This window comes from Paraperlucidibaca sp. (assembly GCF_982810325.1).
Genome location: NZ_CEYEMI010000035.1, coordinates 5,812 through 19,102, shown reverse-complemented (window position 1 = coordinate 19,102; position 13,291 = coordinate 5,812). Strand labels below are relative to the sequence as shown.

The 13,291-nt window shown below is 49.1% G+C and carries 13 protein-coding genes; 4 read left to right on the top strand and 9 right to left on the bottom strand.

Going from position 1 to position 13,291, the window contains the following annotated elements; genetic code table 11:
• Positions 1–32: 32 nt before the first annotated feature.
• From AC3DKE_RS09915 to AC3DKE_RS09880, 8 genes are all read right to left on the bottom strand, one after another.
• The gene (locus tag AC3DKE_RS09915) at positions 33–887 is read right to left on the bottom strand and encodes an alpha/beta fold hydrolase (RefSeq protein ID WP_487990586.1); all 855 of its coding nucleotides are present in this window, start codon (positions 885–887) and stop codon (positions 33–35) included.
• A 75-nt stretch (positions 888–962) separates the two neighbouring features.
• On the bottom strand, positions 963–1,391 hold the full coding sequence (locus tag AC3DKE_RS09910) for a hypothetical protein (protein ID WP_487990585.1): 429 nt from the start codon (positions 1,389–1,391) through the stop codon (positions 963–965).
• Positions 1,392–2,264 (bottom strand): class I SAM-dependent methyltransferase, encoded by an 873-nt coding sequence (locus tag AC3DKE_RS09905; protein ID WP_487990584.1) that lies wholly within the window; start codon positions 2,262–2,264, stop codon positions 1,392–1,394.
• On the bottom strand, positions 2,264–2,695 hold the full coding sequence (locus AC3DKE_RS09900) for a DoxX family membrane protein (protein ID WP_340675282.1): 432 nt from the start codon (positions 2,693–2,695) through the stop codon (positions 2,264–2,266). Before AC3DKE_RS09900 ends, AC3DKE_RS09905 begins: the two co-directional genes overlap by 1 nt.
• A 53-nt stretch (positions 2,696–2,748) precedes the next feature.
• Complete coding sequence (locus tag AC3DKE_RS09895) at positions 2,749–3,012, bottom strand: hypothetical protein (RefSeq protein WP_484217403.1); 264 nt, start codon at positions 3,010–3,012, stop codon at positions 2,749–2,751.
• A 273-nt stretch (positions 3,013–3,285) separates the two neighbouring features.
• A complete protein-coding gene (locus tag AC3DKE_RS09890; RefSeq protein ID WP_484217402.1) occupies positions 3,286–3,918 on the bottom strand; it encodes an RNA polymerase sigma factor in 633 nt (210 codons plus the stop codon).
• 129 nt (positions 3,919–4,047) lie between these two features.
• Positions 4,048–4,878 (bottom strand): cupin domain-containing protein, encoded by an 831-nt coding sequence (locus tag AC3DKE_RS09885; RefSeq protein WP_487990583.1) that lies wholly within the window; start codon positions 4,876–4,878, stop codon positions 4,048–4,050.
• Positions 4,879–4,910: 32 nt separating this feature from the next.
• Positions 4,911–6,422 carry a cellulase family glycosylhydrolase gene (locus AC3DKE_RS09880; RefSeq protein WP_487990582.1) on the bottom strand — a complete coding sequence of 504 codons (1,512 nt, stop codon included), beginning with the start codon at positions 6,420–6,422 and terminating at the stop codon, positions 4,911–4,913.
• A gap of 177 nt (positions 6,423–6,599) precedes the next feature.
• On the opposite strand from AC3DKE_RS09880, the gene AC3DKE_RS09875 reads away from it, so the two are divergent.
• The 3 genes from AC3DKE_RS09875 to AC3DKE_RS09865 all read left to right on the top strand — a co-directional run bounded on the left by AC3DKE_RS09875 (position 6,600) and on the right by AC3DKE_RS09865 (position 10,671).
• A complete protein-coding gene (locus tag AC3DKE_RS09875; protein WP_487990581.1) occupies positions 6,600–7,661 on the top strand; it encodes an AraC family transcriptional regulator in 1,062 nt (353 codons plus the stop codon).
• Between the two features lie 83 nt (positions 7,662–7,744).
• Complete coding sequence (locus AC3DKE_RS09870; RefSeq protein ID WP_487990580.1) at positions 7,745–9,283, top strand: glycoside hydrolase family 5 protein; 1,539 nt, start codon at positions 7,745–7,747, stop codon at positions 9,281–9,283.
• A gap of 38 nt (positions 9,284–9,321) precedes the next feature.
• Positions 9,322–10,671, top strand: a complete 1,350-nt coding sequence (locus tag AC3DKE_RS09865; RefSeq protein ID WP_487990579.1) for a protoporphyrinogen/coproporphyrinogen oxidase — start codon at positions 9,322–9,324, stop codon at positions 10,669–10,671.
• Between the two features lie 60 nt (positions 10,672–10,731).
• Here the strand turns inward: AC3DKE_RS09865 and AC3DKE_RS09860 are convergent, their stop codons facing one another.
• A complete protein-coding gene (locus tag AC3DKE_RS09860; RefSeq protein WP_487990578.1) occupies positions 10,732–11,742 on the bottom strand; it encodes a helix-turn-helix domain-containing protein in 1,011 nt (336 codons plus the stop codon).
• 127 nt (positions 11,743–11,869) lie between these two features.
• Here AC3DKE_RS09860 and AC3DKE_RS09855 point away from each other — a divergent pair.
• The coding region (locus AC3DKE_RS09855; RefSeq protein WP_487990577.1) for an N-acyl-D-amino-acid deacylase family protein at positions 11,870–13,291 on the top strand (1,422 nt) is incomplete at its 3' end.

The following is a 13,291-nucleotide window of genomic DNA, read 5'->3' as shown; positions in this document are numbered from 1 at the left end:
TTTTCATCAAGATAAAACGTAAGCAACATGACTCAACGCGAGGCTTGTATGGCAATCGCTTCGGCAATCTCGCAATAGGAGTCTTCTTGCAGAAAGTGCTTTCCAGAGACCTTTTGGAATGACGTTAAGTTAAGTGCATTCATCAGTGGAGGGGCATATTGTGCGCTTTTCAGCGCTGGATCTTCCATGCCCCAAATGAGTTGAGCCGGAAAGGCTCGTACTGCGAGACTGGCTTTAATCGCGTGCTCAAACTCTTTTGTTCGATTGAATGAGGACATTATTTTCTGAAAAGCTCTGCCTCCATCTGGGCCTAACAATAACTGCCCATAAGCAGCCGCTTCATGACGGCTAATGTTATGCATGCCTTGTAGCTTCATCAAAAAGTAAAACAAGGGTGTTCGCGCCGACTGTAACCAAAGTCGACCAATGACAGGCCAAGCAAATGGTTCCATCGTCCAAGGGCGGTGGAAAGTCGACACATCGACCATGGTATTGAGCACCGTTAGAGACAATATTCGCTCTGGCAGTCTACGAATTAGATCGAAACCAATGGGGCCTGCAATATCGTGAACCACAAGATGGAAGCGGTCTATGCCAGCAGCATCCAGTGCTAATACATACCATGCGGATAGCCCGCTCCAGCTGTAATCAAAATTAGTCGGACGGTCGGCTAGCCCTAGGCCTGGCAAGTCTAGAGTTATCCCTTCAAAGCCACGTTTAGCCAGTTCAGGTAAAACTTTGCGATATAAGAAGCCAGAGGCAGGTACGCCATGCATACATACAACAGGTTCACCCGTGCCTTGGCGCCAAATGTATGAGTTTGCTCCGGCAACCTGTAATGGCTGACCTTGCTGTTTCCATTGTTTAATCAGTTTTTTTGCCGACATACTCTTTATCTCTTCGAACTATTTAGCTAAGTTGATTTTGGTGTATTTATGCTTTATTTAAGTCGGAGGCAGCTTCTAATTAAGAGTAGATTTCCGTGCAACGTCTCTGTCGCCTCTAAACCACTTAATGGCATCAGGAATGTCAAAAATTAATGATATTGTATTGATAGTGGCTAGTGCGTATAGGTAGAATTTATATTCTCCATCAATCAATGGAGTTGCCAGTATTAGCCCGACTAGTAATAGCCATGGAATTATATGAGGCAGGGCCATAAGCTTAGAAAAGCCTTTTTCATAGAAAATTATAATAATATTTGGTGCTATTGCTATAAGTGATAAAAAAGCGATTATTTTTCCGTTTGGCTCTGAAATAAATAGCAGGCTGGCAAAGTTGATTGGCACTAGTATTAGCGCAACCCATACTTGAACCCATAAAGGGAGTGCGGAAAAAGAAAAGTATATTTCTTTTATTACGTTTGGCTTTCTTGATTCTTGATGTGTCATTTATTTATCCATTGCAGTCGGTTGTGATGTTGTCATCGAGTTTTTCGCATCAGCTATGGAAGATTCTGGTTTAATGAGTTTAAGAGTCATGCGGTCACTCTCCCCGATAGATACGTAGTGGCTGCGCTGCTTATCACCTAGCCGTAAAGTTGGCGGTAGTGTCCAAACTCCCTCTGGGTGCAAGGTAGAGTCTTTAGAGTTAGCGTTGATATTGCTCTGCGCCAACAGCTTGAAACCAGCTCTTTGTGCAAGGTCGATGACATAGCTTTCGTGCATATAGCCACTGCCTTCCTGATCTGATAGCGGTCGTTTTTCAGGTAAGCGATGTTCGACAATTCCTAATATGCCACCTGGTTTCAGTGCTTTATAAAAGGCTGAAAATGCCGCTAATACCCGCTCATCGCCGCCGCCACGCATATACCAGTTATGAATACTGCGGAATGTGAGAATGCGATCAGCGCTGCCTTCTGGGGCGAAATCAACATGCGTAGGAGGGTTAAAGCTAACAACGCTAACCTTGCTATATAACTCTGGGTCTGACTGGAGCTTTGCTTCAAATTTTGCACGTGAGTTTCGGTAAAATGCCGACTCTGAGTCGGCATTGAATTGTGCGGCATAGAGCTTGCCTTGATCTCTCAAGTAGGGGGCTAATATTTCGGTATACCAACCACCAGAGCCTGGCCAAATTTCTACGACAGTCATATTCGGCTGTATATCAAAAAATGTGATTGTCTCTAGTGGGTGACGGTACTCATCTCTTTGTGCTGAAACCTCGCGATGAGGTGATTTGATCACGCTATTCAACGAGTCAGCTAGCGCAGGTTCGACTGTTAAAGTAGCTGAAAATAGTAAAGTACCTAAGATGCGTAACATTAGCGCGCTCCTTTATTTGAAAGGCTAAATAAAGTATCCCAATCTCTCAGCCAATAAAGTGTTAGGCATGCTGCTAGCATTGGCCACGCAGCAAAAAATAATAGATTGTTGAAAGGATCCATATACATTTTATAGGAGGAAAATGTGGAAACAGCATGAATTAACAGAATGCCACCATAGGTCCAGCGTCGGCTAAATCCAGTGACAAATCCAATGACTAGTGCTAGCTCAATGAAGCCAATAATGTATGAGAAATTGTGAGATAACCAATCAATGCCGTAAAAGCTTTCGAAGACTTTGCTGCTATGTGCTGGATTGAAAAACTTATCAAGCGTCCACATAAGCATAACAATAAACACCCCTAGGCGAAGTGCTAATAAAGAGCGCGATAATGGTTTCGCTAATGCATCTGATGCGTAAGTTGTACTCATGAACTACCTCATATGGTTTCGTTTTCGGTCAATTATTTGGTCGTGCAATGTGATTAGTTAGATTTGTGCTCTTTGCTATTTTCTAGAGCGCGCTCCACACCGATCATCCAGTGTTTTATCTGTGCCTCGCTTGGTGCTTCAGCTTGGCGGCGCGGCGTAGTAGAGAGCATCAGGCGAAATTGTTTAGCTGCCATTCTGCAGTTGCCGCACATCATTAAGTGGAGGCTGAGCTCTAACCTGAGTCTCCAGCCAAGGTCAGCTTGTTGAGAACCTGCTTGGTGGGCACATATTTCTTTGCAGCTCATCATATTGCTCATCCTCTTGCTCACTAGCCGCTTATCTACACATGCAGTAGTTGCTTGGAGCAGCCTAAAAGTTACAGAAATTCATGAAAATATAATCTGTAATTATCATTTCTAGCAGCCTACTAAGTGATGTACTCATAACGATATGGTGAACATCATGTTTTTACTTTTTGTGCCGTCTCTTATCATTGGTGCTGCTTTGCAAATAGGCTTAATGGTTTCGCCACCAGACCCAAGTGTTTGGCCGATTGAAGATAGTAAAACGGCTGAGTACTTGGCTGAGAGTCAGCAGTCGCCGGTTGATTCATAATGGCTGAGCATGCTGAATAAGCTAGTTCTTGCTCGATGAAGCAGTACTCGATAATGACCAGGGTTGATATCAAGTTCTTCGCATATGGCCTCTACCGTCATGGCATTGAAGTCGGTTAAGACGAGAGCCATGCGCTGACCTTGCGGCAGGGAGGCTAAGTGATGATCAATGCAGTCACCCATCACTCGAGCCTCTAACAGCTTTTCTGGCGTATCGTCAGACCATTGTGAAACAGGTGCTAGCCAACGCCCCTGAGGGCTAAATAACTCGCTGTAAGGATCTGCATCAGGCTGCAGGCCATCTAAAGATACATAGCGATGGTTTTTGCGAAGGTGCCCGTAAGCTTGATTTACCGTTACTTTGATCAGCCACGTTTTCAATGATGAACGGTGCTCGAATTTTTTTATCCCGTCGATTGTGGCAATCCAAGCGTCTTGCACCGCATCTTCAGCATGAAGGAGGCTAACGGCTTTCGCAGCGAAAAGCATAGCGCCACCGTAGCGCTGAGCAGCAAGTTTGTAGGCTGCGCTATCGCCAGCTTTCAGTGCAGCAATTAAGTCATCCTCAGAAACACTATCTGCACCTGAGGTGTCGCTTTTTTTGAGCATAATCCATCCTTTTCGATGCCATTACGTAGCATTTTCAAGAATGTTAAAGTGTTTCTTGGCAGAAATAGTTAAGCAAATTGACTGATCGTCTTGGAATTGACTCAGATCGTCTCAATGAGGCGACATTGCTTATAAGTCAGTGTGTTGCTTTAGCCATTGCGAGGGTGAACAGCCTACTTTACGTGAGAATGCACGATTAAAAGCGCTGGCACTTCCGTAGCCAACCTCTCCGCAAACCTGCTTAATCTGCATGCCCTGACGAATGAGTTGTTGTGCCGTGATAATGCGCCAACTCGTTAAATAATCAGCGGGACTTTCACCGAGAACACGGTTGAAGTGCTCAGCGAACCGTGAGCGTGACATGCCAGCAGCATCTGCCATATTGGCAACGGTCCATGCGCGGGCAGGGTGCTCATGAATTTCCAAGAGCGCTTTCGATAGCTTCGTGTCGAGTAGGCCTGCTAGTACACCACCATGAATGAGCCCTTCAGCCATGCCATGTCGTAGCAGTTTCATGATGAGGATTTCGCAGAGCCGATCGAGAGTACCTTGCCTTCCCTCGGGCTGTTCAAAAGCCTCTGAAAATAATAAATCGGTGACTTGAACGCCATTTGTAAGCGCGCTTAATGGCGCTGCCAAAATAGCAGGAAGTGAGTCAGAGATAGGATTTTTTTGACTGTAGCCAAAATGTATCGTGCCACAGAGCGCTTGAATTTCCTCACCTTCGCTTATCTCAAGGCGATGTTTATTGGGCCTTGGCATAAATAGGACGGTGGGCTCATTAATGACAATTGCCGATGGTATGTTGGGGCCAGAAATTTTGACTGAGCCTCGGTGTATCAAGTGCACGTGGCCTTGAGTCGTATCTTCTTCGAAGTCGTGAACACCACAAATTGGGCCGGTGTAGAAGACACCAGCCTTGAGGCTAAAGTGTGATAGCAGGTAAGTTAAAATATCCATAATGCCCTAAGTATCACACACGCAGCTGCGCCCTACAGCCTAGGCTCGATTTTAACAGCGACCTGACTTGCGCCATTGTTAGCAGTAATCACAGCATATGGCGCATTAGCTTCGGATATTAAGTTGCCCCCAGTAACACTCACTTTATACCCGTTCGGGTAGTGAAGTTTAGGTACAAAGATCGTGGTCTCACCGCCTTTTGCAAATGAGCCTGCGCCGTCTGCACGTAATGTTGTGTAGGACATGTCAAAGACTTTGCTATCGCTATCAAAGTCCCATTTAACAGGTGTTCCAGCGGTTTTTTGCGGGTAAGGTCGAGATAAAACTTTGAGCAATTCTGTGTTGATATTATCGGTTGTTGGCGCTTTAGAAGGGTCCAGCACTAAGCTGGGCGTGCCTGGAAAGTTAGTGGTACCTGTATTGAAATAGGTCCAGTGCATCCAGCCTACTTTGTAATCATCAGCCTGTTTTGCAACTCGTTCTACCGCATCAAGGTCTGGCACTGATCCAAACTCAGTTAGCACGGCAGGATGGCCTTGGGTTTGAGCTTGCGTGATGGAGTTGTCGAAAGTGAGCTTCTCTAACTCATGGCACGTGAGGTCACCGACAAACTTTGGTGTTGGTATGCCTGCGATTGCGCCGACTACGGTTAGCAAACAGTAGTTATGAAATGACAGCACTGTGTTTGGGTCTTTAATGTCAATATCTAGTGCCATGCCGCCGCCTGCTAGTAGGCTGCCTTCGTAGTAGAAGGGGGTGTTTGCGTCATATTGCCGAATCTTGGGAATCACATCGCCATAAAACTTGCTGAGCGTGTCGTTGTGAGGGCAGACCAATGGGTTGAGGCAAAGCGGGGTTTGCAGTCCTGGCCATGGCTCATTCATAAGGTCGTAACCAAGAATATTTGGATTGTTGCGAAAGCGTGTCGCAATGTGCTGCCAGAAGTTAGCAAAGTGGTCCCACAGCCGTGTGTTGTTAACGCCTTGTTTATTAGCCCAAAAGTTATCCCATACTCGCTGATAGACCAGCTGCGCTTCTTTTGGAATTAAAGGCAGCCATGGAATGCCATCGTCATACACCGTCCAGTCTGGGAAGCCTTGGCCTTCAACTGCTTCGTTATACGCATCTTGATGGAAGTCTAATAAGGTCAACACCTTGTGTTTGCCTAGTGCGTTAACAGTGCGTTCAATGCTATTGAGATAACCTTCGTTGAATTGGTCAGGCTCAGGCTCGGCAGCCTTCCACATGAACCCGAGACGAATTGCGTTAAAGCCATGCTCGGCGAGAAAGGCACCGTCATCATCATCAAAACCGACTGATTCAAGCGTATAGGGCGTCTCTTTGGCGACCATATTGAAGCCGTGGAAAATAATGACATGGCCGTCAGCATCGGTTACCCAGCCATTGGCTTGGTTGAACGATGCTTTCGCCGCAGCGGCTTCAGATGATGAGGAGGGTGTTAGCTTAGAGCTGCTAGTGCTCCCGCCACAGGCAGAGACCATAAGAGACAACAACACACCGAGAAAAATAGAGATCTTCATCATTAGGCCGACCTTGTATAGATTACAAAGCATTTTACGGACTACCTAAAGCAAGTCATTGCCGAATACAGTCATCCTCACTGTCCGATTCGGACAAGGCATTGATATCGATGTATCACATAGGCAAAGGGCTTAATTTCAGTATAGATTGAGCGCTGTTTCGGCGTTTAAGCAGGCCCTATGACTCATTTTTCGACATCAGCAGCACACGATCTTAAAGGCGTTGCTGGCGAAGCATCGGCCTCTGGTTTGCTGCGGTATGTTCACGCAGCAAAGAAGCTAGGCGTTGATGGCGAACAGGCACTCAATTTATTAGGTTTGGATCAGCAAGATATTCAGAATGCGCAGCGCCGCTTGCCTGCTGCGATACACGAACGTTTGTTGATGGCGCTTGTTGAGCAGTCGCAGGATGTCTTGTTTGGGCTACGGGCAGGGCTGATCGTGCAGCCAGATGCATGGAGCGTCTTGGGCTATATTTTAATTAATTGCGCCTCACTGGGTGATGCTATGGCGCGAGTGGCCAGCTACGAGCGGCTAGTAGGTGAGCTTGGTGTGAGTCAGGTCGAGCCGTTGGATGGGCGTATTTGCATGAGTTGGCATGCACGAGTCGCCGACCCACAAGTGAAGCGTCATATGGTGGAAAATGTACTTGCGTCTTGGCTTTCATTTGGCCAATGGATTGCTGACACCAAACGCCCACCATGTGAAATCAGGTTTGAGCATAGCTTGCCCGAGAGTGCAAAGAGCGCGGATTATTTTGAGCTTTTTGGATGCCCTGTACTGTTTGATCAGCTGTTTAGCGGCATCGTTATTGACCACGACATGCTAATGCTACCTTTGCGACAAGCCGATGCAGGCTTACTACAGGCCTTAGAGACTCATGCTCAAAAGCAGCTGTCTGCGCTTAGTAGCGATAGCCAGACGTGGCGACTGAAGGTGCGGCATGAGCTTTCTCGTCAGCTACAAAATGGCGCTATCAATAAATCTGAAGTGGCCATTCAGCTGGGCGTTAGTGGCCGAACTTTGCAGCGCTACCTTCGACTTGAAAATACGCACTATCAACTCGTTCTTGATGAGCTGAGGCAAGAACAGGCGGAGTTACTATTATCTGATCCTACGCAGTCATTTATCGATATCGCTCAAGCTTTGGGCTACGAGGAAGTGGCCTCCTTTTATCGTCGATTCAAGCTATGGACGGGGGTAACTCCAGGCGAGTATCGCAATGCCAATATGTCCGAATAGGACAATGAGCATGACTCGATTCGGTAATGACTCTTAACGCCTGAGCCTTACCATGACGCCTCTACGCCAGAGGTATATTCCTGATGAAAGCTAATCTTCTTGCCTGTCTAATTGCATCAGTCGTGATGGTCAGTTGTATCGATGAAGGCACTCGCCAGGAAGAAAGCACAGCGGCTTCTGAATCTGCTGCGCGTGCGGCGCCATTGCCTCGATTACATGCGGAGACAGGTAGCCGAGCAGGAATTTACGATGAGTTCGATCGAGAGGTGTTACTGCGTGGCGTGAACTACACCTCTTTAGGTGATTACTACCAGGGCCATCCTGATCTTCCTCCTGGGGTAAAGCCTCGACCAAATGACCTGCCAAATATGGCCAGCCTTGGCTTTAATGTGATTCGTTTGGTAATCCACTGGTCACAGTTAGAGCCTATACGAGGCGAGCTAAACCAAGCGTATATACGTGAGATTCGCGAGCAAGTGCGCGCTGCTGAAGCTCAAGGTATGTATGTGGTGTTGGATATGCATCAAGACGCGTGGGGTAAGCATATTGCGACACCTGCTGGTGAGTTTTGTTTGCCACCGTTATTGCAGCCTGCCATTGGCTGGGATGGCGCCCCTGATTGGGCAACCATTACCGACGGCTTAAGTACCTGCCGAATCAGTATTCGTGAGCTATCGCCAGCCGTTACAGCTGCATTTACCAACTTCTGGTTAGATAGAAATGGCATTCAAAGCGCTCTAGTGACTACTTGGGGAAAACTTGCTGCTGAGTTTGCGGCGGAGCCTGCAGTCGCTGGCTATGATCTGCTCAATGAGCCTCATCCCGGCTTTTTGCTTGGCGTGTCGGAGTTGCTATCCACAGGTAGCTTTTACGGTCGCGCGATAAAAGCCATTCGCGCTGCAGAAGCGAAAGCCACCAATGGCTTTTCCCACATTGTATTTTTTGAGCCCACAGTGGATTGGTCAGCCTTTGGTGCAACGCTCCCACCACTAAAAGGCTTTACCAGCGATACCAATATTGTCTTTGCTCCTCACCTATATGCCGACTCCATTACGATAGCGCCGCTTAGTATTGAGCAAGGTTTTCAGCTCGCGAAACTAGCGGCGGACTCGCTGGGCACAGCCTTATGGTCTGGTGAGTGGGGATGGTTCGGAGATCCTGTAGAAAATAATGCGAAGCTTCGAGAGTACGCCTCGTTTGAGGACAAATACCGCATTGGCGGCGCATGGTGGGTATGGCGCCAAGCCTGCGGCGACCCGCATTCACTCAATGAGTCTAATGGTGAAATTCCTGGTGATCAGATCGCGCTTTGGCGAAATGGTTGCCCTGGCGATATCGATATGGGCCTTGTGCCTGAGTATGCGCTGACGCTTTCTCGCGCCTACCCTCGTGCAGCACCAGGGCGGCTGTTAACACTTTCCGCTGATATCGACACTGGAGCCATTGAGTTGACAGGTACCACGGCTAATCCTGGTGTTCTCGAGTTGTGGCTTCCCGAACGCATAGGAACGCCAGAGATTTCTGGCGGTGAGCAAGTAGAGCTAAAGAAAATGGCTGGCGGTTTTTTATTATCGTTACGAGTGCAGGGTGACTACCGCGTAAGTGTCACGCCAAGTCGCTAAGTATCCGTTTCATTTATTGTGAATAAGAGAGAATCAATATGAAGAAGCGCAATGTTGCCGTTATTGGCGCAGGTGTATCTGGCGCTATGTCTGCGCGACTGTTGCAGCAGGCGGGTTATACGGTGCGAGTCTTCGAAAAAGAAATGACGCCGGGTGGGCGGGCCATGAGTTGGCGCGACCCCAATCGCGACATTGTGCTCGATAGCGGCGCAGCATTCTTCACTAGCTTCTATGAGCGATTGATCGCATTACTGCCAGAGCTAGGCCTGCAAGATGGTGTACACCGCCTAAGCCGCCAGTTTGATTTTGTCTCGCCAACGGGCATTGATCGTTTTAATGCCAGCAATGTGTGGGCGTCGGCATGGTCTACTTTGTGGTTGCCTACATTAGGTTTGGCGGATAAATGGCGTTTAACCGTTTATTTGGCCAAGATTAACGCGCAGCGCAAAAAGCTGGATTGGGTGTCGCCAGAATCACTCTGCCACTTGGATGACCGTAGCGTGGCAGATGATGCGATAGAGCAGGTTGGTGAAGCTGCTTACCATGCGTTTATTCGGCAAACCATTGAGCCTTTTTGGTTTATGCCCTCCGAGCAAGTGTCGCGGGCAATGTTTGTCAGCATGATGTCGAATTCGGCTGGCGCTAGTTTCTATAGTTTCCCTGGTGGGATTGATCAATTGCCCAGTCGTTTGCTAGGAGACTTAGAGCCTAGTTTTGGCGCTGAAGTCCACGCCCTACTAGAGGACGGTGAGCGTACTAAGTTGTGCTGGCGAGATGCTGACGGTGAGCACGAAGAGGTTTTTGATAGCATTGTTTGTGCGACTACCGCGAGCGTTGCAGCAAAGTTATGCGGTTCGCTTTCGGCTAAACGCTATGACGCTGAGCAGCGTGAGTTTCTTGAAGGGCAGTCGTATTGCGAAAACCTACATGTCGCATTTTTGATTAATCGAGAGCAAGGCCATCCAGTGAGTTTGGTTGTGCCGGCCGGCGTTGGCGAGCGAGATATTGTGGCGCTTGGTTTATGCGGCGAGCGCTATCCGGCGTTGCGTGCTGAGGGTAAAGAGATTGTCAGTTTGTATTTCTCTCCCAAGGCTTCACGGCGTTATATCGGTCAGTCTGATGAGTCGATTTTTAAAGATACCTGGGCTCGTGCGCTTGCGTTTTATCCAAGCCTACCTGTCGATGCTGAGCCACTGCATGTGGCATTGCGTGAAGAGGCAATCCCAGAGTTTGGTGTTGGGCAGTATAAGAAAATTGCCAGTTTTCAGCGCTTGCAGCGCCCAGACTTAGCTTTTGCTGGTGACTATCTGGCAGGAGCTTGTATCGAAGGTGCGTTGGCATCGGCTGAGCGTGCAGTGGCCGCGATACTGAGTGGGAAGTCAAAGTGACATCGCAGTCATCCCAGTATTATCAACCATACAGTAGTAAGCATTTGCTCTTTTGAAGGATCAACTTGTTAGCACCTTATCGCGCCGCCACTGGCTTGGCGCAAATCCTGTCCACTGCTTAAATGCGCGGCTAAACACCGCAATATCACCATAGCCCATGTCCAGCGCAAGCCGCGTGATATCCACATCACTATCGCGTAAATGCGTACAGGCCAAGTTTAGGCGCACCTGACGCAAGCAAGCATCGAAGCTAGTGTGCTCGGCCTTAAGTTTGGCTTGCAGGGTGCGGCTATGTAGGCCTATTAGCTGCGCGACTGCCGACAATGAGCAGTCGCCAGTGGGCAGCAGAGCGGCGATGCAGCGAGCCACTTGACTACTAATCGACATCGGCATGAGTTGCCAATCATCACGCCAATGCTGCTGTAGGCGAGCGCGTAACTTGGGTGAGACGGCCACTGACCGGCTGAGCAAGCCTAGTGGAAATCGTATGGCATAACGTGGGGTTGTCGTATTCACCGAACAGCGAAAAAACTCCTCGCAGGCGCGCAGTACACTGGGAAGAGGCCGTTGTGCGCCAATCCATAGGGCTGTAGCGGTTTCTTGATTAGGCTGAAGCTCGCGCATGCCTTGCTGTAACAGTGCCAGGCTAAGCAGCATGAGTTGCTGGCAGTCGCTTGTATGGGCAAAAGCTAAACTCAGCTCTAGTTCAACTTGGTCGCCGTGGCTATGCAAATGCACATCGATTCCGCGGGCGTGAAAGCTAAGATGGCGCTGTAGCCCGTATAGAGCCTCGCCGATAGTGGCTTTTTCGCACAGCCAAGCACCGAGCGCGCCAACAACTTCTAGCCCTTGGCGGAGGCCGAGCTGGAGCGCAAAACGGGGTTCGTCTAAAACCTGCGCGGTGTGCTCGTAGAGTGCGGCAAGCTTGGGGTAGGACAGATAAATATCGGGGTTTTCTAAAGCTGTGAGTGGTAGCCCAACGGCTTTCAGTAGCGCATTCGGATCATGACCGTGCCGGCGCACGAGCTCGGCATAGCCCAGTAATCCACCGCTTCGCGCAAGATATCGCATGAAATTTACCCATCAGAGCTCGTGATTTATCAAATCATGTGGCCTAACGCGCGTTAATGTCGAGACCTAAATACTGAAGCGACTAGCTCAGCCTTCTGACAAAAAGAATAAAAATCGAGGACTCATCATGGCAACAATTTACGACGTTCTGATTCAACGCGGTCGCTACTTTGATGGCACCGGAGGACCATCACAGATAGCCGATGTCGCCATCAACGACGGACGTGTCGCCAAGGTCAGTGCTGAGCCACTCGATAGCAGCCTTGCCGCACGCGTGATCGATGCCAATGGCCTGTGGATAACACCTGGCTTTATCGATGCTCATACTCATTACGACGCTGAGTTGATGGTCTCGCCGAGCTTGTCAGAGTCAGTGCGTCATGGCGTGACCACTGTGCTGGTGGGCAGCTGCTCGTTGAGCATGATTTGTAGTGAGGCAGAAGATGCCTCGGATATTTTTACGCGCGTGGAAACGGTGCCGCGCGAAAAAGTGCTGCCGATTTTGCAGCAATACAAAACTTGGCGCACACCGGCGCAATGGGTCGAGTTTATTAAAACACTGCCGCTTGGACCTAACTTGGTATCACTGCTTGGCCACAGCGATGTGCGCGTGGCCACGCTGGGGTTGCATCGCGCTACCGATCGCGCCGTTAAGCCTAGCGAGGCCGAGATGCAGCAGATGGAAAAAACGCTAGAAAATGCATTAGACGCTGGCTTTTTAGGGCTGTCGACCATGCGCCTGAAGTGGGACAAGATCGATGGTGATCGCGAGTGGTCAAAAAGCCTGCCCAGTACCTATGCGCGCGCCGGCGAGATTCGTCGACTTAATCGCATTCTGCGCAGCCGCGGCCGTATTCATCAGGGCGCACCAAATGCCGCTAACCCGCTACAAATTTTTGAATACATCGGCGCTGCCTTGGGTTGCTTACGCCGTCCGATGAAAATGACGTTGATTACACTCATTGAGCTTAAAGGTAATTTTACTGTGCGCCCGATGGCGCAGCTGGTATCGCGCTTGATTCAAGCGCTCGGTGGAAACTTCCGCTGGCAGCTAATGCCGACGCCATTCACAGTCTATGCTGACGGCATTGATGTGGTGTTTTTTGAGGAGTTTGGCGCCGGTGAAATGGCGCTTGATTTGCGCGACCAAGTCGAGCGCAATGAGCTGCTAAAAGACGAGGCGTATCGCCGTAATTTCCGCAAGTTTTATGGCGAGAAGCTCAGCCCGCGCGTATGGCAGCGCGACTTTGGCGATGCCATCGTGCTCGAATGCCCGGATGCTAGCTTAGTTGGGCGCAATTTTGCCGAAATCGCCACTGAGCGTTCAGTTCATGTCGTTGATTTATTTCTCGACTTAGTCGTTGAATTTGGCCGATCACTGCGTTGGTACACCACCGTTGGTAATGCGCACGAAGACAAATTGCTGAAACTGGTGCACGACCCACGAACATTAATTACGTTCTCTGATGCCGGTGCGCATATTCGCAATATGGCGTTTTATAACCTGCCACTACGCTTTCTCAAGCTAATTAAAAAAGCCGCTGACAAG